Below are 23,298 nucleotides of genomic sequence, written 5' to 3'. Positions count from 1 at the left end.
CAGAGGCTAAAAAGCATTCACCTGATGGCTGAATCAAATGCTCATATATCCATATGGTGATATATCAGCATTCATTCCTGTAAAAAAAGGACGATAGCTTATCCACGAATAAATATTATATTCATCATTTCAATCATTATTCACACCCATCCATCACCTTACCTTTTTATAAAGATAATTACGATGTATGAATTCATACAAACAACATTTACCTCACGCATAGAATTAAACAAAAAACACAGACAAATCAATAAATTACAAATAAAACAGAGTTCACTGAAATCTCTTTTAAGTTATTTCTTATGAAAAAAGGAATCACCTTAAAAATAACAACAAAAAAAGAATACTCCTGAATTTCATTTGAAAAAAGTGCTTCTCAAAAAAAAATCTGCGCGTAAAATGTTTACCAGATTTTTTTATCGCACGGCATTCCATAGTCTGTACGGAGATGCAGAACACAACATAACCTGATGGATGAGTTTTATGAGCAAAGATTACAACGGTAGCGTGGCGCCTAAAGAACGCATAAATATTTCTTATGTTCCCAAAACTGACGGTGAGCCAGCTGAGGTGGAATTACCCCTCAACATGTTGATAGTGGGTGATACGGGTAACTCACAGGAAACAGCGCCACTTGATGAGCGTCAGATGGTTTCAATCGACAAACACTCGTTCAATTCAGTGATGGCAGAAGCGTCCATTAGCCTGAATTTCGCAGTTCCGACAGCATTGAAGGACGACGCAAAAGATGACGATGAGATGAATGTCTCGCTGGAAATCAAATCCCTGAACGATTTTTCTCCGGACAGTGTGGCAAAACAGGTGCCAGAGCTGAACAAATTGCTGGAGCTCCGCGAAGCGCTGACAGCATTAAAAGGGCCGCTGGGTAATCTGCCTGCATTTCGCGCCCAACTTCAGGCATTGCTGGAAAATGAAGAATCCCGCGAACAGTTACTGCGGGAAATCAGCCTGGCAGAAAACCAGTAACCTCTGTTTTTCAGGGAGGTTGCCCTGGTATGGGCTTGCAGAAAAATACCACCAGAACCGATGACGCAATAACGCAGGCTGTGATCCGGTTGTGTATCAGTCAGACAAGCGACATCAACACAGAAACACTGGATGTATTGATCGCAGCGCTTGACCAGAGGATCGGATGTCTGATGGATGAAATCATCCATATCAACGGGTACCAGCAGATGAAGCCACACTGGCGGAAGGTGTTCCACTGACAGTGAAACCTGGCTTCAGAAATAAAGATCAACACAAGGATTTTCAGTATGTCTTTACAGGAAGAGGAACTTGTTTCCACCCGCACTGAACAGGGAAGTCATGCCCCGTCGCTACTTGATGAAATCATGGCACAAACCCGCATCCAGCCCGGCGCTGACGGTTATGATATTGCCCGCCAGGGCGTAACGGCTTTTGTTGCCAGCCTCCTGCAATCCAGTTCGCCAGCAGAACCCGTAAACAAACTGGCCGTGGACAGTATGATTGCGGACATCGACGCCCGTATCAGCCGCCAGATGGATGCTATTATTCATGCCCCTGAATTTCAGCAACTGGAGTCGTTCTGGCGTTCAATGAAAGCGCTGGTGGACCGCGTTGATTTTCGCGAGAATATTAAGGTTAATATTCTCCATGTCACCAAAGAAGAGTTGCTGGACGACTTCGAGTTCGCGCCAGAAATTACCCAGTCCGGCTTCTATAAGCATGTTTACTCCAGCGGATTTGGACAGTTTGGCGGCGAACCCATTGCAGCCGTATTGGGTGCATATGAGTTCAAAAATACCACACCGGACATGAAGCTGCTGAACTATGTCAGCGCCGTCGGCGCTATGGCCCATGCGCCGTTCCTGTCTTCCGTATCACCGGAGTTCATGGGATTAAATTCCTGGACCGAACTGCCCAATATCAAGGATCTTTACGCCATCTTTGAAAGCCCGGCTTACACAAAATGGCGCGCCCTGCGAGATTCCGAAGACTCTCGCTACCTGGGGCTGACCGCACCGCGTTTTCTGCTACGCCAGCCCTATTCCGCCACAGAAAACCCCATCAGGAGTTTTAATTACGCCGAAGATGTCAGCCACAGCCACGAGCACTATCTCTGGGGCAATACCGCCTGGATGCTGGCCAGTAATGTGGCCGACTCGTTCGCGAAATACAGATGGGCACCGAATATTATTGGGCCGCAGAGCGGCGGCGCGGTAAAAGATCTGCCGGTACATTTATATGAAGCAATGGGGCAGATTCAGGCCAAGATCCCAACAGAAGTGCTAATCACCGATCGCCGTGAATTTGAACTGGCCGAAGAGGGATTCATCACCCTGACCATGCGCAAGGGCAGCGATAACGCCGCTTTTTTCTCCGCCAATTCGGTTCAAAAACCCAAGCATTTTCCGGGCAAAGATGCCGAAACCAACTACAAGTTGGGTACGCAATTACCGTACCTGTTCATTATCAACCGCCTCGCACACTATATTAAAGTGCTGCAACGTGAACAGCTCGGATCGTGGAAAGAGAGAAGCGACCTTGAGCGGGAACTCAATATTTGGGTCCGCCAGTATGTCGCTGATCAGGAGAATCCGCCCGCTGACGTTCGCAGCCGTAAGCCCCTGCGTGGCGCTAAAGTTGAGGTACTGGATGTGGACGGTGAACCTGGCTGGTATCAGGTCGCAATTTCCGCAAGACCCCATTTTAAATATATGGGTGCGTCGTTTGAATTGTCTTTAGTCGGACGGTTAGACAAGTGATACCAGCGGAGCGCGAGAGACCTGCCGGATCGCTGTTTGAGCGTCTGGAAAACCCTCCTGCCAGAAACTGGCGGGGGGACGGAAATATAGAAGCATTCAGACAGTCCATTCGCCACAGCCTGCGAAATATCCTGAACACCCGCTCCGGCAGTTGTCGGGGTACCCCGGAGCTGGGCATCGAAGAGCCGGAAGGGTCAGAAAATTATCGTAGCGCCATGAGCCAGGCCATCGTGCAGTGCATTGAGCGTTATGAACCCCGGATCTCACATGCTGAGGTTCGGGCGGTGCTTCCCCTGCTGGCCAGCCCACAGGAAATAACATTCCATATCACCGCCTGGGTGAAATTTAACAACATCGACGATGTGCTTGAGTTTGATATGGCACCGGACGGCAGCCAGCATTATCGGGTGGAGTAGTAAAATGGAATTCGAAGAGCGTTATTACAGGCAGGAGCTGAATTACCTTCGCCAGTTAAGTAAACAACTGGCGACCGAAAAGCCGCATCTGGCCCGATTTCTGGCTGAAAAAGAGGCCGACCCGGATATCGAGCGTCTGCTGGAAGGCGTGGCCTTTCTGACCGGCAATCTGCGCCAGAAAATTGAAGATGAGTTTCCTGAGCTGACACACGGCCTGATCAAAATGCTGTGGCCCAATTATCTGCGCCCGGTGCCGTCGATGACGCTGATTGAATACAGCCCGGATATGGACAAAACCTCCGTGCCAGTATGCATCCCCCGCAACGAACAGTTCACAACCGGTGCGAAGGGAACTCAGGGAAACCAGGTATTGTCTGCGTATTCCGGCAATGAACATGATGTAGCACCTCCCTGTACGTTCACTCTTTGCCGGGATATCTGGCTGCTGCCCGTTCAACTGGATCAGGTTAAGGATCGCAGTACGCCCCGCCATGGTATCATTGATATCACCTTTACCGTCGCACCGGGTACAGATTTCACCACTCTGGATCTGAACAGGCTGCGCTTCTGGCTGGGCGACGATGATAATTATACCCGCTATCAGCTTTATTTGTGGTTTTGCGAATATTTACAGGGCGCAGAGTTGATTGCGGGCGAGCAGTCGATCCCAATGCCCGAATTTATGCTGAAAGCTGTGGGGTTTGAGCCAGAAGATGCCATGCTGCCCTGGCCCGGTAATGTCCACAGCGGCTACCGTATTCTCCAGGAATTTTTCTGCTATGCCGACAGTTTTCTCTTTTTCGATGTCTGTGGCCTTCCGGCGCTACCTGACAGGCTGAAGGAGAACCGTTTCACCCTGCGGCTGCGTTTTTCGCGCCCCCTACCCGTGGATATCCAGTTACACCGCGACTCCCTGCGTTTATACTGTGCGCCCGCCATTAATCTTTTTTTCCATCATGCCGAAGCGATTACGCTGGATCACCAGCGGGCAGATTATCCACTGATACCCAGCCGCCACTATCCGGATCATTACGACATTTTTTCGGTTAATAGTGTGGTGAGCCAGACACAGGGTATATTCAGAAAAAAAGAGTTTGGACACCCCGTTACTACACCTTCTGTGCGCCAGTGGCCTGCTTTTGAAAGTTTCAGTCATCAGATGGAATACAGTCATAAGCGGGAAGTGGTCTACTGGCAGCACCGGACAAAGACCTCGCTGTTTCTGCGGGGCTTTGATCATACTCTGGCTTTTATTCATGCTGATGGCTGCCTCCCGGATGCCTCGCTACTTAATAATGAAGTGGTTTCGGTATCGCTGACCTGCACCAACCGTGAATTGCCGGTACAGCTCCTGCCTGGCGACATCACAGGTACAACAGGTAAAAACGCGGCTGTAGCGTCATTTCGCAATATCACCCGCCCCACTCCGCCACTCTGGCCAGTTACAGATGGCAGCCTGCACTGGTCCCTGCTGTCCGCCATGAACCTGAATTATCTATCACTGCTGGAGGCTGATGCGCTCAAACAGGTTATCGCCAATTTTGATCGCCACGCCATTCATCATCCGCAACTGGCTCGCCTGTCACAGCAAAAACTGGATGCTATTGAACGGCTGGAAACCAGACCTGTTGATCGCCTGTTTACCGGGATACCGGTGCGAGGTCTGGCGTCAACCTTGTATATCCAGCCGGGGCCGTTTATCTGTGAAGGAGAGATGTATCTTCTGGGTGCAGTTTTGTCACACTTTCTGTCGCTGTATGCCAGCGTCAATTCATTCCACATGCTCACCGTTGTTAACACGGAGAGCCAGGAGTCATGGAAATGGGCGGAAAGAACCGGGCAACACCCGCTCATCTGAATCCGGACGATGCTCCGGTAAAGAATGAACAAAATACGTTACGGGAGAATTTTCTTCAGAACGCCTGCGCCTGTAATTTTTTCGCCCTCTCCGAATTGCTGCACCGACTGGCATCAGAGGGTGGTGATACACCGGCGTTATCCCTGGATACCCCTCCGGCACAGGAGACCATTCGTTTCCAGGCTGACGCCAGCCTGGGGTTTCCGGTAAGTGATATCAGCGCGCTGGAGCAGGAGACCGCTGGACAGTTCCGGATGACCACCACCTTTATGGGGCTACAGGGCAGCCAGTCTCCCCTCCCTGGCTATTATCTTGATCACCTGGCCTGGAAATCCGCGCATGAGCAAAGTCCGGTTGGCGATTTTCTGGATATGTTCAGCCATCGCCTGACACAGTTCGTCTGGCATACCTGGCGTAAGTATCGCTACCACGTTTCGTTTCGTAACGGCGGTGTGGATGCGTTCTCACAGCGGATGTATTCCCTGGTTGGACTGGGCCACCGGCAACTTCGTGACCGGCTGGCAATTAATCACAGCAAAATGCTGGCCTATGCCGGAATACTGGCGAATCCGGGACGCTCGCCAGAGATCGTCTGCTCGTTGATCGCTCACTGTTTCGATTTAAATCTATCTGACGTAACGCTGCAAAACTGGCAGCGACGGATGGTGGATATAGAGCCGGATCAGCAGAACAGTCTCGGATGTTACACGATTAAAAATGGCGAAAAACTGGCCGGTCGATCGGTACTGGGTGGTTTTGTTCTCGGAACGAGTGTTCCAGATCTCAGCGGTAAATTTCAGTTAAGCATTAACAACCTGAGTCGTAAGCAGTTTCTCTCGTTCCTGCCGTCAGGAGAAAGCTTTCTGCCGCTGGCGATGTTTATATCCTTCGTCCTGCGCGATCAGCTTGCCTGGGATTTGCACCTAGGACTGGCGCCGGAACAGGTTGGCACCATGCGGCTGGGCGATAACAAGAGCGCACTGCTGGGCTGGACGTCATTTCTCGGCGATCCGGGAGAACATCCCTCAGTCGCCATCAGGGTCAGGGAGTAAAATATAACCATCATGGAGCATGATATGGCGGAAGAAAAAACGCGGCAACAAACGCTTTCACTGCATGTCGTCAACGGCAGCGAGCTTGAAAGCGGGCGCGCGGCACGGTGTCTGTTCACACAGAGCGGGGATGTGGGCCACAACAGTGAGTGCCACTGGCCGATTCAGGACAGGCATCAGGACGTTCCGGCGAAAGCGTTCACCATCAGTCTGCATGATGGCGCATTCTGCCTGCATCCGCTGGCCGCACCACTATGGCTGAATCAGGCCAAAGTCACGGTAGCCGCGGATCTGGTGCAGTTACGCCAGGGCGATGAGATCCAGACAGGGCATCTGATACTCCGGGTTTATCTGAACCAGGGCGGGATGCGGCATTACGACGAAGAGATGGCCACCCCTGAAACCATCGTTTCTAACCACGACATTCTGTCAGACACGCTGCTTTCCACTGACGGCGCACCGGAATATCCGGGAATGCCATCCCGCCATCAACTCGCCGATACCGTGATGAATGGTTTTTCCACCGATCCGTTGCAGGCGCTGCGGACCGAAAGTCTGACCACAAGGGACGATCTTCTTGCGGCGATCGCGCCTGCCCGGCCATCCGCCCCGTTGTCCGATCCGGTCACGCATGGCGGGATCAACACACCGTTTATGGATCTGCCGTCAATGTATGCCGATCCGCAGGACGGCGGTGATGACTCGCTTTCACCGGCAGACGCGGCACAGCGCCATCTCGCCGTCACCCCGTTACTGCGCGGACTGGGAGGATCGCTTGCCGTGCATAACACGAAAGATGCCGACGATTTGCTGGAAGAAGCAGGGAGGACATTGCAGGCGGCGGTTAAAGGATTGTTGGAGCTACAGCAACACCGTAACAGCCTGTCTGATAAGCATTTGTGCCCGCTGGAAGATAACCCGCTGCGCCTGAATATGGACTACGCCACGGCGCTGGACGTGCTGTTTGCCGAAGGGAAAAGCCCGGTACATCTTGCCGCGCCTGCCGCCGTCAGCGAAAGCCTGCGCAATATCCGTCATCACGAAGAGGCCAACCGCGCCGCTATTGTGGAATCGCTGCGTGTGCTGCTGGACGCCTTCTCGCCGAAAAGCCTGATGCGCCGTTTTGTGCAGTATCGCCGCAGCCATGAGCTGCGCAAGCCACTGGATGATGCCGGTGCCTGGCAAATGTACAGCGATTATTACGACGAACTGGCCTCCAGCCGCCAGCAGGGTTTTGAGATGCTGTTTAACGAAGTATATGCCCAGGTGTATGACCGGGTGTTACGTGAAAAACAGCGGGAGCCGGAAGCATGACAGGGCGTAGTTTCCTCGCCTGGGCGATGGTGGCGTTGTTCACCATCGCCTTATGCGGCTGTGAAACAGTAAAAAAAATCGGCGAAGTGATCAAAAACCCGGATATCCAGGTCGGTAAGCTGGCTGACCAGCCCTCACAGGTGACGATTACGCTGCTGACGGAGCCGGATGCCAATATTAACGCGGACGGTGAAGCGGCCGCGGTGGATGTGCAACTGGTTTATCTGAGCGATGACTCAAAATTTCAGGCGGCCGATTACGACCAGATAGCCACCACCGCACTGCCCGACGCGCTGGGGAAAAACTATATCGATCACCAGGATTTCAGCCTGCTGCCCGACACCATAAAAACTCTGCCGCCGATGAAGATGGATGAGAAAACGCAGTTTATCGGCGTGATTGCCTACTTCTCCGACGACCAGACCACACAATGGAAGCAAATCGAACCGGTGGCAGGGTCAGGACACCACTACCGCCTGCTGGTCCATATCCGGCAGAGCAGTATTGAAATGAAAAAAGAGGATGATTAACGATGGCAACCACGCGAAACAAGGTGATGTGGCGGGAAGGAACGCTGATGCGTCCGCACCATCTCCAGCAGCAGCAACGTTATAACGATTATGTGAATAATCTGCGTTTCCGGGCCACGCATGATTTGTCCTGGGGATTTACCGAACTTTCCCTCAATGATGAACTGCTGGGACAGGGCAAAATTATGATCGACAGCGCGTCAGGCACCCTGCCGGATGGCACCGTGTTTTCCATTCCGGATCAGGATGCGCTCCCCGATCCGCTGCATCCGGACAGTTTTCCTGATGAGGAAAGTCGCAATGTTTATCTGGCCTTACCCGTTGCCAGCGATGTGAGAGGAGAAGTCAGTTACGGACAACAGGTTGGGCGTTATCGGCTGAACGATGCCAGCGTCCGGGATCTGCATTCCGAGAATGGCGATGCCCGGACGCTGACGCTGGGCCAGTTAACCCCCCGTATTATGAGCGGGGCGGACGATATGAGCGCGTATATCACGTTGCCTCTGTGCCGTATCAAAGACAGGCGCGCAGACGGTTCCCTGATGCTGGATGACAGCTTTATCCCCACCTGTCAGAACATCTATGTCAGTACGCGGTTGCGTGAATTTCTCCGCGAGGTACAGGAAGCGGTTGGCGGCCGGGCTAATGACCTGGCTAATCGTATTGGCTCTCCGGCGCAAAGCGGTATTGCAGACGTGGCGGAATTTATGATGCTGCAACTGCTCAACCGCAATCAGACCCGGTTCACCCATCGCGCCCGCAGGCCACAGCTTCATCCGGAAGCGTTTTATCTCGATCTTGCCGGGCTAATGGGCGAACTCATGACATTTACCGAGCCGTCCCGCCTGCCCTGCCCGCTGGATGTTTATGATCACCGTAATCTGACTGACAGCTTCAAAACACTGTTGCCGGAAGTGAAGCGGGCACTGCATACCGTCCTGTCACCCAGGGCGGTTAACCTGCCGCTGCATCTGCGCGATGGCATCTGGCAGGCTGATATACATGACTCAACGCTGTTGCAGTCAGCCACTTTCGTGCTGGCGGTGGCAGCCAAAATGGAGACACTACAGCTCCAGCGCCAGTTTATTCAGCAGTCAAAAATTTCCTCCCCGGAAAAAATTCGCAATATGGTCAGCGTGCAAATCCCCGGTATCCCGCTACATACGCTGATGGTGGCCCCTCGCCAGCTTCCGTACCATGCCGGTTTCAGCTATTTCGAACTGGACAAGAGCGGTGCCGTGTGGGCTGAAGTCGTTGCTACCGGAGCCATCGCCCTGCATGTTTCCGGCAGTTTTCCGGATCTGAATATGCACCTGTGGGCTATAAGAGGATAACGCGATGGATGAACTGTCACTGCCCCCGTTACCCGGATACGAAAACGAAGGACACCGCCAGTACCAGCTTTCGCTTCGCGGTAACAGCCTGAACGCGATGATCGACGCCGCTACGCCGCTGCTGGGGATGGTGATGCGTGTTGCCGGGATGAACAGCCATGCCATGCCGGAACACCTGTTCACCCAGGTGGTGACGGATGTGCAAGCAATGGAGCAGCTACTCCAGGAGCAGGGCTATGAGCCAGGCGTGATTATCTCGTTTCGCTACATCCTGTGTACCTTTATTGACGAAGCAGCGCTGGGTAACGGCTGGTCCAACAAGAACGAGTGGATCAAACAGTCGTTACTGGTGCATTTCCACAATGAAGCCTGGGGCGGTGAAAAGGTCTTTATCCTGCTGGAACGTCTGATGCGCGAGCCAAAACGCTACCAGGATCTGCTGGAGTTTTTGTACATCTGCTTTTCACTGGGCTTTCGCGGGCGTTATAAAGTTGCAGTCCAGGATCAGGGGGAGTTTGAGCAGATATACCGCCGCCTGTATCACGTTCTGCATAAACTGCGCGGCGACGCGCCTTTCCCACTGCTGCATCAGGATAAAAAAACCCAGGGCGGACGCTACCAACTCATTAAACGACTGACCATCCGCCATGTCCTGTGTGGCGGTATCGTCGTGCTGGCACTGTTCTATTTCTTTTATCTGCTGCGTCTGGACAGCCAGACGCAGGACATTCTTCACCAGTTAAACCGGCTGCTTGCCAGATAAGGACGTCTATTCCATGATCCAGATTGATTTAGCCACCCTGGTAAAACGGCTCGCTCCCTTCGCGAAACAGGCGCTGGAAGCCGCAGCCTCAGAGTGTATGAGCCAGCATGCGGCGGAAATCACCACCAGCCACGTACTGATCCAGATGCTGGCTATCCCGCGCAGCGATTTGCGGGTCATTATTGAACGCGCCGGGATCAGCACCGATGATTTACGCCAGGCACTGACGGTGGAAAATTACGCCACCACTCGTTCAGTTGATAGCTATCCGTCGTTTTCCCCGATGCTGGTTGAATGGCTGAAAGAGGCCTGGCTGCTGGCGTCTGCTGAACTGCAGCAGACAGAGCTGCGCGGCGGCGTCCTGCTGCTCGCCCTGCTCCACTCGCCACTGCGCTACGTGTTGCCTGCCGCCGCCCGGTTACTTACCGCCATCAACCGCGACCAGCTACAGCAGGATTTTGCCGAATGGACGAAGGCGTCCGCCGAGTCGATTATGCTGAATGCGAACGGACAGGTCATTAGCGCCGCAGCCGATACCGGCGACAGCCTGCTTGCCCGCTACGCCAGAAACATGACCGATGATGCCCGCAACGGCAAACTCGATCCGGTATTGTGCCGCGATAATGAAATCGACCTGATGATTGACATTCTCTGCCGCCGCCGTAAGAACAACCCGGTGGTCGTAGGCGAAGCGGGCGTCGGTAAAAGTGCCTTAATAGAAGGTCTGGCGCTGCGAATCGTTGCAGGCCAGGTGCCGGACAAGCTGAAAAATACCGACATTATGACGTTGGATCTCGGCGCATTACAGGCCGGGGCATCGGTTAAGGGTGAATTTGAAAAGCGCTTTAAGGGGTTGATGGCGGAAGTGATTTCCTCGCCTGTTCCCCTTATTTTGTTTATTGATGAAGCACACACCCTGATTGGCGCGGGCAACCAGCAGGGCGGGCTGGATATCTCCAACCTGTTAAAACCTGCGCTGGCGCGCGGTGAGCTAAAAACCATCGCCGCCACCACCTGGAGCGAATATAAAAAATACTTTGAAAAAGACGCCGCCCTGTCGCGTCGTTTCCAACTGGTAAAAGTACGCGAACCCAATGCTGCCGAAGCCACCATTATTCTGCGCGGCCTGTCGGCGGTATATGAGCAGTCCCACGGCGTACTGATTGACGATGAAGCGTTACAGGCTGCGGCGACATTGAGCGAGCGCTATCTTTCCGGGCGTCAGTTGCCGGATAAAGCCATTGATGTACTGGATACCGCCTGTGCGCGGGTGGCAATTAACCTGTCATCTCCGCCCCGGCAAATTTCGGCGCTGACCACCCTGAGCCAGCAGTGCAGAGCGGAAATCCGCCAGCTTGAGCGTGAAATCCGCATTGGCCTGCGATCTGACGCCTCGCGGCTGAGTGAGGTGCGGGTACGGTATGATGAAACACTGACAGAACTTGATGAGCTGGAAGTTGCCTGGCATAAGCAGCAAGCGCTGGTGCAGGAGATTATCGCGCTGCGCAGGGGGTTGCTGGATGAATCCGTTAGCGGTAAGGAAGAAGGTGCGGAGTCAGAAGACGTGGATGCCGACAATAACCCCGTTCCGGCAGATGAACCCGTGACGGAGCAACCACAAACCGTCCCCGAACGCTGTCCGACAGAACGACTGGCAGCGCTGACCGCCGAACTGGATAATCTGCACCATACGCAGTTACTGGTTTCCCCACACGTCGATAAAAAACAAATCGCAGCAGTGATTGCCGAATGGACAGGCGTACCACTTAACCGTCTGTCGCAGAACGAGATGTCGGTCATCACCGATTTGCCGCAGTGGTTGGGCGACACTATCTAGGGCCAGGATCTGGCGATTAAGCACCTGCATAAACACCTGCTGACAGCGCGTGCGGATCTGCGCCGTCCGGGGCGACCGCTGGGCGCATTCCTGCTGGCCGGTCCCAGCGGCGTGGGTAAAACGGAAACCGTGTTGCAACTGGCGGAACTGCTCTATGGCGGTCGCCAGTACCTCACCACCATCAACATGTCCGAATTCCAGGAGAAACACACCGTCTCACGCCTGATTGGTTCCCCTCCGGGCTATGTCGGCTATGGCGAAGGCGGCGTGCTGACCGAAGCCATCCGTCAGAAACAGTATTCCGTAGTGCTGCTGGATGAAGTGGAAAAAGCGCACCCGGACGTGCTTAACCTGTTCTACCAGGCATTCGACAAGGGCGAGATGGCCGACGGCGAAGGCCGTCTGATTGACTGTAAAAATATCGTCTTTTTCCTCACCTCCAACCTCGGTTATCAGGTGATTGTCGAACATGCTGATAACCCTGAAACCATGCACGATGCGCTGTACCCGGTGCTGGCGGATTTCTTCAAACCTGCGCTATTGGCACGCATGGAAGTGGTGCCGTATCTGCCGCTATCGCGTGAAACACTCTCCGTCATTATTGCCGGGAAGCTGGCGCGACTGGACAACGTGCTGTGTACCCGCTTCGGCGCGGAAGTGGTGATTGAGCCGGAAGTGACCGACGAAATCATGCAGCGCGTCACCCGCGCTGAAAACGGCGCGCGGATGCTGGAATCGGTTATTGATGGCGAGATGCTGCCGCCGCTGTCCCTGCTGCTGTTGCAGAAAATGGCGGCGAACACGGCGGTTGCCCGCATCGTGCTGGGCGTGACGGACGGTGCGTTTACCGCTGACGTTGAAGATGCACCGGATGACACCCTTGCAGATAACGTGCAGCCTGAGCCGGAAACAGAGGACGAAACTGTTCTATGAGCAGAATGCAGACGCTCATGATCATGATGCTGCTGCCGGGATTATTCCCCGGCGCAGTACAGTCGGAAACACCAGCGAAACAGGCGGTTGCCGTACTGCCGGGGAGTGTGGCGCCGGAAACCAACGCACAGACGACGCTCAGTGCCATGATGGCCTGTCGCCGGGAGCCAGCTGCGCTGGAACGGCTTGATTGCTATGACCATATTCTGGCTCCGGAGCAACACGGCTTTGACGGCGCGCTGGTAAAGGCCAGTTATGAAGGCGAAGCCTGGAAGCGGGCCTTCACTCAGGAAAAACAGCGTCCGGACAACTCCAGCGCTCTGATGATGACGCAGAGCGATGGCGAACGGCCCACCGTGATTATCACCACCCCGGCCATCGGCAATGTGCCGCCGCGCCCTGTGCTGATGTTCAGTTGTGTGGATAACATTACCCGAATGCAGGTGGCGCTGACCCATGCCATGACACCTGACGACATCGCCGTGACGCTGACCACCGACAACGGACGTTTTCAGTCACATTGGTTTATCCGCGAGAACGGTTATCTGCTGGAGGCCAGCCGGGGGTTAGCCGGCATTGACGAAATCAGACAGCTTTTCGATGCAAAGACCCTGACCATCGACACCGGTACGGATGGCGCTGCCGGGAAACTGACATTTAATATTGACGGGCTGGCGAAAACCATCGCACCGCTGCGCGACGCCTGTCACTGGGCGGGGGAATAAAAATGGCAATGGACTTACGTAGCCCGGATACCTGGATTTCGCATCTGCTGGAAAATCTGCCGGAAGACAAACTGGCTTCCGCGCTGAAAGACGATAATCCTGACTGGGAATATATCGACGGCGAAATGCTTAAACTTGGTTCATTAGCGCACAGTCAGTTGGATATCCAGGAAATTCAGCGCCGGGGGCTGATGCTCCTGGCTTCGGAAAGCAAAGATTTTCGTCTGCTGGCCCACCTGTTACGCACGCTGCAACACGCCGGTGATCCACTGCTAGCGTTACGTTTACTGACGTTGTATGTGGAACATTACTGGACGCTGGCCGCCCCACAAAATGCAGCCCACAAACAGCGTTTCGCCGCTCAGGTACTGAAACGATTTGAATCCGGAGCAGAGAGCTTCGCAGAATCGGCAGATATCACGCAGCGCGACAGCCTGCTGGCGGAGCTGGCAAAACTGGCGCAGCGCTGGCAGGAGCAAAATATCCCGGCACTGGCGCAGGCCGTCGATGACCTATCGTCGCAGTATCGCCGGGCATTTCACAGGGCAGCCCCTGTGCAGTCTGCGCCGCCCTCCGCCGGTTCACCTGCGCTCACTGTCCCTCCGCCCGCTCCGGCATCGGTGACGGCGTCTGCCATCGCTGCTGTCCCGACCGTCGATATTGACAGTCATGATGACAAGGCCTGGCGCGACACACTGCTGAAAGTCGCCGCCATTCTGTGTGAGCGCCAGCCGGATTCGCCGCAGGGTTACCGCCTGCGCCGCCATGCGTTATGGCAGGCCATTACATCCGTACCCCAGGCTGAAAGCGACGGGCGGACACCACTGGCGGCGGTGCCTGCTGATATGACCGCCGATTATCAGACCCGACTGAACAATGCTGATCTGGCGCTCTGGCAGCAGATTGAAAAAAGCCTGCTTCTGGCCCCGTACTGGCTCGATGGCCATTATCTTTCGGCGCAAACCGCGCAACGTCTGGGTTACACCAGCGCAGCAGAAGCCATCCGGGATGAAGTGACCCGTTTTCTCGCCCGCCTGCCGCAACTTGCCACCCTGCTGTTTAATGATCGCACACCCTTTATGAATGAGCAGACAAAACAGTGGCTGGCGACGTCACCGGGCAGTCAGAAAGCCCCGCTTGTACGGACCGACGAAGACACAGAGGTTGTCCGCCAGTGTTTCAGCGAGCAGGGACTGGAAGCCGCGCTGCAATACCTGGAAAAGCTGCCGGAAGGCGATCCGCGCGATCAGTTTCTCCGGCAGTATCTTGGCGCGCAACTGATGGAAGACGCCGGAATGGTGCAGCTTGCACAGCAGCAGTACCGGATGTTGTTTAAAGCAGGGCTGCGTATGACGCTGGCTGACTGGGAGCCGTCCCTGCTGGAGCAACTGGAAAACAAATTCACGGCAGAAAAATAATAAAATAACAAGGAGTTACCGTGTTCAGATTACCAACCCCACGACTGTTCAACAGTCTGCGATCCGCCCTCCGACCGGCGATGCCCCGCGTTAAGGTTTCCGCCGCCTGGCTGCTGGCACTGGCGTGGATTGTGCTGCTGGTATGGATCTGGTGGAAAGGCCCGTCATGGTCGTTATACGACGAGCAGTGGCTTAAACCGCTGACAAACCGCTGGCTGGCGACGGCGGGCTGGGCGCTCGCGGCGCTGGTATGGCTTACCGTCAGAGTAATGAAGCGCCTACAACAGCTGGAGAAACAGCAAAAACAACAGCGAGAAGAGGAAAAAGATCCGCTGACCATAGAGCTGACTGCCCAGCAACGTTATCTCGACCACTGGCTGCTGCGTCTGCAACGCCATCTCGACAACCGTCGCTATCTGTGGCAACTGCCGTGGTATATGGTTATTGGTCCATCCGGAAGTGGCAAAACGTCGCTGCTGCGCGAAGGTTTTCCATCCGACATTATTTACGCCCCGGAGGCCGTGCGGGGAGTGGAATTGCGTCGGTATGTTATCCCCCACGTGGGAAAACAGGCGGTCATTTTTGATGCAGACGGCCTCCTGTTTGAGCAACAGGAGGCAGATGTGCTGCACCGCCGCCTGTGGACAACTCTGCTGGACTGGCTGGTACAAAAACGGGCCAGACAACCGCTGAACGGCCTGATACTGACGCTGGATCTACCCGATCTGCTGACTGCCGACAAACGACGCCGGGAGCACCTGCTGCAAATCCTGCGCGGACGTTTGCAGGATATACGCCAGCACCTTCACTGCCAGTTACCTGTGTATGTGGTGCTGACCCGGCTGGATTTACTGCACGGTTTCGCCGCGCTGTTTCATTCTCTGGACAGGAACGATCGCGACGCCATTCTTGGCGTCACCTTTACCCGCCATGCCCATGAAAATGACGACTGGCGCACAGAGCTGAATGCGTTCTGGCAGACCTGGGGCGAACAGCTCAATAACGCCCTGCCGGAGCGGATGCTAACCCCCGGTTCTCGCAGTTCCCTGTTCAGCTTTGTCCGCCAAATACAGGGGAGCCGCGAGCCGCTGGTCTCCCTGTTGAGCGGATTACTGGATGGGGAAAATATGGACGTCATGCTGCGCGGCGTGTACTTCACCTCCTCCCTGCAACGCGGCCAGATAGACGATATTTTTATGCAGTCTGCCGCCCGTCAGTTCCGCCTGGGCCACAGCCCGATGACGACCTGGCCGCTGGTGGACACGGCACCGTATTTTACCCGCAACCTGTTTCCACAGACCTTACTGGCAGAGCCTAATCTCGCCGGTGAAAGCCGTGTCTGGCTGATGCAGTCCCGCCGCCAGTTATCGGTGTTTTCCGTCGCCGGGGGCATCACCGCGTTGCTGCTGATTACGGGCTGGCATCACTATTACAATAATAACTGGCGCTCCGGTGTCACCGTACTGGAGCAGGCCAAAGCCTTTATGTCTGTTCCGCCGCCGCAGGGTATGGATGATTATGGCAATCTGCAACTGCCGTTACTTAACCCGGTGCGTGATGCCACGCTGGCCTACGGCGACTGGGGTGATCGCAGCCGTCTGGCCGATATGGGGTTGTATCAGGGCAGGCGTGTCGGTCCGTATGTGGAGCAGACCTACCTGCAACTGCTGGAGCAGCGTTACCTGCCCGCCCTGTTTAATGGTCTGGTCAAAGAGATGAATGCCGCGCCAGCGGAGAGCGAGGAAAAGCTCGCGGTATTGCGCGTCATCAGAATGCTGGAGGATAAAAGCGGACGCAGTAATGAGGTGGTGAAGCAGTATATGGCGAAACGCTGGAGCGATAAGTTCCACGGCCAGCGCGATCTCCAGGCGCAGCTTATGTCTCATCTGGACTACGCCCTGCAACACACTGACTGGCACGCAGAACGCCAGGCAGGCGACGGTGACGCCATCAGCCGCTGGACGCCGTATGACGGCCCGGTGGCGGCGGCCCAGAAAGAACTCAGCAAACTACCCGTCTACCAGCGTGTTTACCAGAGTCTGAAAACGCGTGCGCTCGGCGTGCTGCCCGCCGATCTGAATCTGCGCGACCAGGTGGGCGCCACGTTTGATCAGGTGTTTACCTCCGGGGATGATAATAAACTTATTGTTCCGCAATTCCTCACCCGTTACGGCCTGCAAAGTTATTTTGTCAAACAGCGCGATGCGTTGATCCAACTGACAGCGATGGATTCCTGGGTTCTGAACCTGACTCACAGCGTAAAATACAGCGAAGCCGACCGGGCAGAAATTCAGCGCCAGCTCACCGAACAGTATCTCAGCGACTACACCGCCACCTGGCGCGCCGGGATGGATAACCTCAACGTACGTGATTATGAATCTGTTGCGGAGCTGACCGGGGCGCTGGAGCAAATTATCAGTGGCGATCAGCCGCTCCAGCGGGCGCTAACGGCACTGCGCGACAATACACAGCCCGCCGTACTCTCTGAAAAACTGGATGACAGAGCGCTTCAGGAAGCCATGGCAGAGCCGGATTATCAGTTACTGACCCGCCTGGGGCATGAGTTTGCCCCGGAGAACAGCACGCTGGCGGTACAGAAAGACAAAGAAAACACCCTGCAGGCAGTCTATCAACAACTGACGGAACTGCACCGTTACCTGCTGGCGATCCAGAACGCACCTGTACCGGGAAAATCAGCGCTGAAAGCGGTGCAGCTACGGCTGGATCAAAACAGCAGCGATCCGATCTTCGCCACCCGCCAGATGGCCAAAACGCTGCCCGCACCGCTTAACCGCTGGGTGGGCAAGCTGGCCGATCAGGCCTGGCATGTGGTGATGGTTGAGGCGGTTCACTATATGGAAGTGGACTGGCGCGACAACGTGGTCAAATCCTTTAATGAACAACTCGCCGACAATTATCCGTTTAACCCGCGCTCACAGTCAGATGCGTCGCTGGATGCGTTTGAACGCTTCTTTAAACCGGATGGCGTACTGGATACCTTTTATCAGCAGAATCTGCGGCTATTTATGGAGAACGACCTGAGTCTGGGGGACGGGGACAACAGCGTCGTCATTCGCGAAGATGTCCGCAGACAACTGGAGACCGCGCAGGAGATCCGCGAAGCGTTCTTCAGCCGCCAGAATGGGCTGGGCACCCAGTTTGCCGTGGAAACCGTATCGCTTTCCGGCAATAAACGGCGCAGCGTACTCAACCTTGACGGTCAGTTAGTGGACTACAGCCAGGGCCGCAATTATACCGCGCATCTGGTCTGGCCGAATAACATGCGTGAGGGCAATGAAAGCAAGCTGACGCTGATTGGCACTGGCGGCAAAACGCCGCGCAGCATCGGTTTCAGCGGACCGTGGGCGCAGTTCAGGCTGTTTGGCGCTGGGCAACTCACCGGCGTACAGGATGGCACATTCAGCGTGCGCTTTAACGTGGATGGCGGCGCAATGGTGTACCGGGTGCATACAGATACGGAAGATAACCCGTTCACCGGCGGGTTATTCAGCCAGTTCCGGCTGCCGGATACCCTGTACTGAGGAGACTGAAATGAGCCAAGACATACTCACACAAATTATTGTTACCGGCAGCGATCCTCGCGGCCTGCCGGAATTCAGCGCCCTTCGGGAAGAAATCAATAAATCCTCTCACCCGTCGCAGCCTGAGCTGAACTGGAAACTGGTGGAATCACTGGCGCTGGCGATCTTTAAAGCCAATGGCGTGGATCTGCACACGGCCACCTATTACACCCTGGCGCGCACCCGCACACACGGGCTGACAGGATTTTGCGAAGGGGTGGAGCTGCTGGCGGCAATGATAAGTCACGACTGGGATAAATTCTGGCCGCAAGATGAACCAGCCCGTACCGGGATGCTTGAGTGGCTCAATACCCGGACCGGTAATATCCTGCGCCAGCAACTGTCCTTTACAGGCGCTGACCTGCCATTATTGTACCGGACCGAGCGCGCGTTACAGCTTATCTGCGACAAACTCCAGCAGGTGGAACTGAAACGCCAGCCGCATGTGGAGAACCTGCTTTATTTTGTGCAGAACACGCGTAAACGACTTGAGCCACAGCCGAAAAGCAGTGTGGGCACGCCACCACAGACCACTGTCAGAACGTTAATCTATGCGCCGGAGAGCTCACAGCCCGTCACGGAGGAAAACTTCCCATCCCTGCCCGACCTGCCGGAAATGAAGGTGGAAGTCAACCACGGCCCCACGAAGGCTACAGCATCAGTTGCCAGCGCCACGCCAGGCCGGAATTGTAAAAGTTTTATTACAGGTGTTGCCTGTACGACGGCTGTCGCAGCCGCACTCTGGTGGTGGCAGGTGTACCCGATGCAACAACAACTAGCACAGGTCACGGATACGGCGCAGGGCGCGGCAACACTCTGGCTGGCTTCGCCTGAACTGGACAGTTACGGACAACGGCTGCAACAGCTTCCTGACGCCTCACCGCTGCAACTGCTGGAAACAGGTATGCAGATGATGCGAACCGCAGACAGCCGCTGGCCGGAGAGTCTGCAACAGCAGCAGGCAACAGCGCAGTGGAATGAAATCCTGAAAACCCGCGCGCAAAGCAGCCCACAAATGCGTGGCTGGCAGCAGGCTCGCCAGAATTTGCGCAACTTTGCCGATCTGATGATGCAACGGGAGACAGAGAAACAGGGCTTTACCCTCTCCTATATCAAAACCGTCACCTGGCAGGCGGAACGACTGCTGAATCAGGAAACGCCGCTTGAATCCCTGCTGACACAGTACCAGGACGCCAGGGCACAGGGACGGAATACGGAAGCGTTGGAAAAACAAATTAATGAGCAGTTGAATGGCGTATTAAGCCGCTGGCTGCTGCTGAAAAACAATGTAGTGCCGGAGTCGGCAACTCATGCAAAACCCGAAAAATAATAGTTAAATCAAGGAGATTAACATGGCCAATTTAATTTATTTAACACTGAATGGTGAAAAGCAAGGATTGATTTCAGCAGGTTGCTGTTCCCTTGACTCTATCGGTAATAAAGCTCAGTTACTGCATCTTGATCATATTATGGTATATGAACTGACGCATGGGCTAAGTCGGGATCAAAATGTCAATCATCATTCAGTTACGATAAAAAAACCTGTCGATAAATCATCTCCTTTGCTGGGAAAAGCAATTAACGATAATGAAATATTAACCTGCACTTTTGATTTTTATCGGACAAATCGATTTGGTATGAACGAGAAGTATTACAAGCTGGAATTAAAAAACGCTCGAATTAGTGATATTAATTTCTCGATTGCGCATGTAGTCATTGACAGCGAAGCACAACCCCAGGAAAGTATTTCTTTTATATATGAATCAATCAACTGGGAGCACTGTATTGCCGGGACAAGTGCATACAGTTTATGGAATGAGAGGGTTTTCTAGTAAAAATTATTTAAATTAATGGAGGACTTCACATGGTAAAGCGCACAGCAGCGGCACACAAAGGCATCCCGACAACAGAAAATCCGAGGAAAAGACCCCAGGTAAATACCCGGACAACAGGGAAAGACTCTGGACAACTGCCCAAAAAACTCAGTCCTCTTGATGAATGGAAGGCTGGTCGGGAAAAAGCGATTGGCAATCCTGACTGGTATATTTATGATAATACAATCAGGAAACTTGTATCTGAGATTAATCAGCATTTATCCATGTCGAAAAACATCGAACAGTACAAACCGCTGGACTGGAAACTGATTAAGGCGATGATATGGACTGAAACAGGTGCGACGGTAGCGGCGTGGAAAACAAGACCAATACAGATAGGAAACACAGGAGATGAGGGGATCAAAGAAGTAGCTATTCCTGCTCGCCCTAGAAAGTACAACATCATAATTCCGAAAACATGGGACACTTATTTAATCAATAAGACAGATCTTATAAGGAGTAATCCAGAATATAATATCCGGGCGGGCATTGCTCTTTTAATGATAAAAATGTCAGAAACAGAAAAAGATAAAACTGTATATGATGATGAAAATGAATATACTTATGAAGTCGTTAATGGCGATCGTGGTTATAGCTCCATAGCCAAGAAAATAGGCACAACACAGGGTGTGCTTACTACACTGAATGGCGGTAAAGTCATTCATCCCGGAGATAAACTTAAATATAAGAAAGCGCATCTGGAACAGTATATATCAGGATGGTTTTTATTTACCCCTGAAAACATTCAAAAACAATATAATATAGACCCAACAAAAGCACAACCTGGTCATAGAGGGGATCACACCTATGCGGATAAAATCAGATTCACATACGATCTCATTGTTGCAGATGAGAGAAAATAACGTTTACAAGGAATAATCAATGAACATAAAAAAAAGTCTATATCTGTTTCTTATATGTGGTGCAGCCAATGCGCATAACATCGATCCTGCGAAATGCAATAATGAGATACAACAGGATGACGTCTACTGGTGCCTTATGGACAAATACCAGCAAAGTGTTATCGCTTTAAAAAAAGAAGAAATTAATGCACAAAAAAGGCTGGAAGGATTCGATAATAATGAAGGAAAGAAAAGAGGCCTTAATGAAGATGGGACCCTTGCATACGATTCAAACATTCACCTTGCAAGAATAACCTTCCCCGAACTTCATCGTTATTTTATCATTTACAGGGAAAAACAATGCGGCTATTCATCACTTAGTATTGGAGCGCTTTCCGGTTATAGGGTTCCAATATCTTCATTATATTGTAAAACCGAGATGAATATTTCACAAATAAAATGGCTTAACGCTTATATATAGAGGTTATTATGCGCAAGAGGTTCCTTGTTATAATTAATTTCATTATGGCATTTTCTCACTGCAACTATTTATTTGCAAAAAATGTTAACCATATCGTTATTTATGATATGCCGCAAGACTTGCGGGATTTCTTTGAAACCGCTGATTCCTGTGAAGGATGGATAAGGGATTTTGATGTTCGTCAAGAAAAATTGACTTATCAGTTTGTAGAAGATTCGATTAAAAGAGACTGCTCAAACATTGAAAATAAATTACTCTCGATGAAAACAAAATACAAAAATAATAAAGATTACTCTGCAAGACTAACTGTTTATGATGATACTATCATAATATATGACGAGTATAAAAAGACGCGAATACAAGATGAAAGTAATGAGTAACTTTGTAACTATCATTTTAGCATTTACACACGAATACAGAAACAGTGGCAGGAACCAAACGCACATTATCTGGTTGTGTACAAACTAGCAGGCGAATGATATAGATTGCCTGCAATTCTGTAAGGGTTGGCTTTGTGGTGGTCTGTCGGGTGGTCTTAACAAAAAGACAAAAACAGCTTAGTATAGAAAACAGCCCATTAGCCCAAAGGACTGCCCCGAGTCCGGGCACCACTATTCAAAGAACCCGCCTAAAAGGCGGGTTTTTGCTTTTTGGCAATAATCTACGATCACCAGATCGCGTCACAGACGCTGGCATCAGTCTACCGTCACGTCGTATCTCTGATAAGCAAAGCAGCAACAGGTACTCAACTCAACGGAATTTTAATAATCTCTCCTGCCCCTTCTGACTATCGTTCCGTTCCAAATTTATACACCCCAACATTCCTTAAAAAATCTCTGCGTAAACTGTAGTCGATAATATCTTTACTCACACGATCGCCACCTCAAAATTACGTGAGGTTTATTTTTATGCGTAATAAAAAAGAATTCTCAAACGTGAAAAGTGTGATGTTAATCAACAAAGCAGGCTCTGAGCGCAGTAACAAAATTAAATATCAACAGACTTGTTATTTAATGTTAAATTTGTTAAACACCCATAGTAACATGACGAAATAAATTTAGATGTGATAATCACTGAATGCTGGACGTTATGGCTAAAACCAGGGCAATTAGACAATCACGCGAGAACAATCATTTTTTATTGGGAATATTCCGAATGCCTCGCGAGATGTTATTAATGCCTGACGGGCAATTAAAGGCTAACTTGTTGATTTAACCTTCTTTGTTGCAAACGATATCCCCCCTTGCTAGAATCTTCGATAACTTCTGTAGATTCTTTTGATAAAAACCATTGATGGTGCTTTTGCATTTTATCTCGTATAACTTGACCATATTTTTCCAGCGGAAGAAGTAAGTGTCTAACTTTATAAATTGAAATGCCGCAAAGATCGGCAATTTCCCGTGTAGACAGACCTTCAGCACTATGATCTTTTAATAGTTCAAGAATAAAAACTTGCTCGGGAACCCTGACCGTAGCAAAGCTGCTTATTCCCATTTCCGCCGCTATCATCTGCAGAGTGTTACACGGTGCGCTATACCGTACGGGTAACGCACCTGAAGGGTAAGAACTCAGCGAGAGTTTCATGGCACA

The 23,298-nt window shown here is 52.4% G+C and carries 18 protein-coding genes and 1 pseudogene; 18 read left to right on the top strand and 1 reads right to left on the bottom strand.

Annotated elements, in window-relative coordinates; all coding sequences use genetic code 11:
* Positions 1-483: 483 nt before the first annotated feature.
* The 18 genes and pseudogenes from tssB to OOJ60_RS18095 all read left to right on the top strand — a co-directional run bounded on the left by tssB (position 484) and on the right by OOJ60_RS18095 (position 22,088).
* The gene (gene tssB, locus OOJ60_RS18180; protein ID WP_205612983.1) at positions 484-987 is read left to right on the top strand and encodes a type VI secretion system contractile sheath small subunit; all 504 of its coding nucleotides are present in this window, start codon (positions 484-486) and stop codon (positions 985-987) included.
* Positions 988-1,277: 290 nt separating this feature from the next.
* The gene (gene tssC / locus OOJ60_RS18175) at positions 1,278-2,750 is read left to right on the top strand and encodes a type VI secretion system contractile sheath large subunit (protein ID WP_205612982.1); all 1,473 of its coding nucleotides are present in this window, start codon (positions 1,278-1,280) and stop codon (positions 2,748-2,750) included.
* On the top strand, positions 2,747-3,166 hold the full coding sequence (gene tssE / locus OOJ60_RS18170) for a type VI secretion system baseplate subunit TssE (RefSeq protein WP_205612981.1): 420 nt from the start codon (positions 2,747-2,749) through the stop codon (positions 3,164-3,166). The genes tssC and tssE overlap by 4 nt, the downstream gene beginning before the upstream one ends.
* Before the next feature lie 4 nt (positions 3,167-3,170).
* Positions 3,171-5,024 carry a type VI secretion system baseplate subunit TssF gene (gene tssF, locus OOJ60_RS18165; RefSeq protein ID WP_205612980.1) on the top strand — a complete coding sequence of 618 codons (1,854 nt, stop codon included), beginning with the start codon at positions 3,171-3,173 and terminating at the stop codon, positions 5,022-5,024.
* Positions 4,988-6,076 (top strand): type VI secretion system baseplate subunit TssG, encoded by a 1,089-nt coding sequence (gene tssG, locus OOJ60_RS18160; RefSeq protein WP_205612979.1) that lies wholly within the window; start codon positions 4,988-4,990, stop codon positions 6,074-6,076. Before tssF ends, tssG begins: the two co-directional genes overlap by 37 nt.
* 24 nt (positions 6,077-6,100) lie before the next feature.
* Positions 6,101-7,390 (top strand): type VI secretion system-associated FHA domain protein TagH, encoded by a 1,290-nt coding sequence (tagH, locus tag OOJ60_RS18155; RefSeq protein ID WP_205612978.1) that lies wholly within the window; start codon positions 6,101-6,103, stop codon positions 7,388-7,390.
* Positions 7,387-7,920, top strand: coding sequence for a type VI secretion system lipoprotein TssJ (gene tssJ, locus OOJ60_RS18150; protein ID WP_205612977.1), 534 nt, complete (start codon positions 7,387-7,389; stop codon positions 7,918-7,920). Before tagH ends, tssJ begins: the two co-directional genes overlap by 4 nt.
* 2 nt (positions 7,921-7,922) lie before the next feature.
* On the top strand, positions 7,923-9,254 hold the full coding sequence (gene tssK / locus OOJ60_RS18145; protein ID WP_205612976.1) for a type VI secretion system baseplate subunit TssK: 1,332 nt from the start codon (positions 7,923-7,925) through the stop codon (positions 9,252-9,254).
* Positions 9,255-9,258: 4 nt separating this feature from the next.
* Complete coding sequence (gene icmH, locus OOJ60_RS18140; protein ID WP_205612975.1) at positions 9,259-10,017, top strand: type IVB secretion system protein IcmH/DotU; 759 nt, start codon at positions 9,259-9,261, stop codon at positions 10,015-10,017.
* 13 nt (positions 10,018-10,030) lie between these two features.
* Positions 10,031-12,787, top strand: a pseudogene (gene tssH, locus OOJ60_RS18135) (type VI secretion system ATPase TssH).
* Positions 12,784-13,512 carry a type VI secretion system-associated protein VasI gene (gene vasI, locus OOJ60_RS18130; protein ID WP_205612974.1) on the top strand — a complete coding sequence of 243 codons (729 nt, stop codon included), beginning with the start codon at positions 12,784-12,786 and terminating at the stop codon, positions 13,510-13,512. The pseudogene tssH and the gene vasI overlap by 4 nt, the downstream one beginning before the upstream one ends.
* A 2-nt stretch (positions 13,513-13,514) precedes the next feature.
* Positions 13,515-14,930, top strand: a complete 1,416-nt coding sequence (gene tssA, locus OOJ60_RS18125) for a type VI secretion system protein TssA (protein WP_205612973.1) — start codon at positions 13,515-13,517, stop codon at positions 14,928-14,930.
* Between the two features lie 80 nt (positions 14,931-15,010).
* The gene (gene tssM, locus OOJ60_RS18120) at positions 15,011-18,472 is read left to right on the top strand and encodes a type VI secretion system membrane subunit TssM (RefSeq protein WP_205612988.1); all 3,462 of its coding nucleotides are present in this window, start codon (positions 15,011-15,013) and stop codon (positions 18,470-18,472) included.
* 10 nt (positions 18,473-18,482) lie between these two features.
* Positions 18,483-19,841, top strand: coding sequence for a VasL domain-containing protein (locus OOJ60_RS18115; protein ID WP_205612972.1), 1,359 nt, complete (start codon positions 18,483-18,485; stop codon positions 19,839-19,841).
* A gap of 22 nt (positions 19,842-19,863) precedes the next feature.
* Positions 19,864-20,343, top strand: a complete 480-nt coding sequence (locus tag OOJ60_RS18110) for an Hcp family type VI secretion system effector (RefSeq protein ID WP_205612971.1) — start codon at positions 19,864-19,866, stop codon at positions 20,341-20,343.
* A 32-nt stretch (positions 20,344-20,375) separates the two neighbouring features.
* A complete protein-coding gene (locus tag OOJ60_RS18105; protein WP_199957583.1) occupies positions 20,376-21,248 on the top strand; it encodes a LysM peptidoglycan-binding domain-containing protein in 873 nt (290 codons plus the stop codon).
* 19 nt (positions 21,249-21,267) lie between these two features.
* Positions 21,268-21,708, top strand: a complete 441-nt coding sequence (locus tag OOJ60_RS18100) for a hypothetical protein (RefSeq protein ID WP_199957584.1) — start codon at positions 21,268-21,270, stop codon at positions 21,706-21,708.
* Between the two features lie 8 nt (positions 21,709-21,716).
* Entirely contained in the window at positions 21,717-22,088 is a 372-nt protein-coding gene (locus OOJ60_RS18095; RefSeq protein ID WP_205612970.1) for a hypothetical protein, read from the top strand.
* Between the two features lie 811 nt (positions 22,089-22,899).
* Here OOJ60_RS18095 and OOJ60_RS18090 read toward each other — a convergent pair.
* Complete coding sequence (locus tag OOJ60_RS18090) at positions 22,900-23,292, bottom strand: FaeA/PapI family transcriptional regulator (RefSeq protein ID WP_042290968.1); 393 nt, start codon at positions 23,290-23,292, stop codon at positions 22,900-22,902.
* Positions 23,293-23,298: the final 6 nt, after the last annotated feature.

Origin of the sequence: Citrobacter sp. R4, from assembly GCF_026719175.1 — a bacterium.
GTDB lineage: Bacteria > Pseudomonadota > Gammaproteobacteria > Enterobacterales > Enterobacteriaceae > Citrobacter_A > Citrobacter_A sedlakii.
Note: the sequence above shows the minus strand (reverse complement) of the source record. Positions and strands in the feature narration are given on the sequence as shown.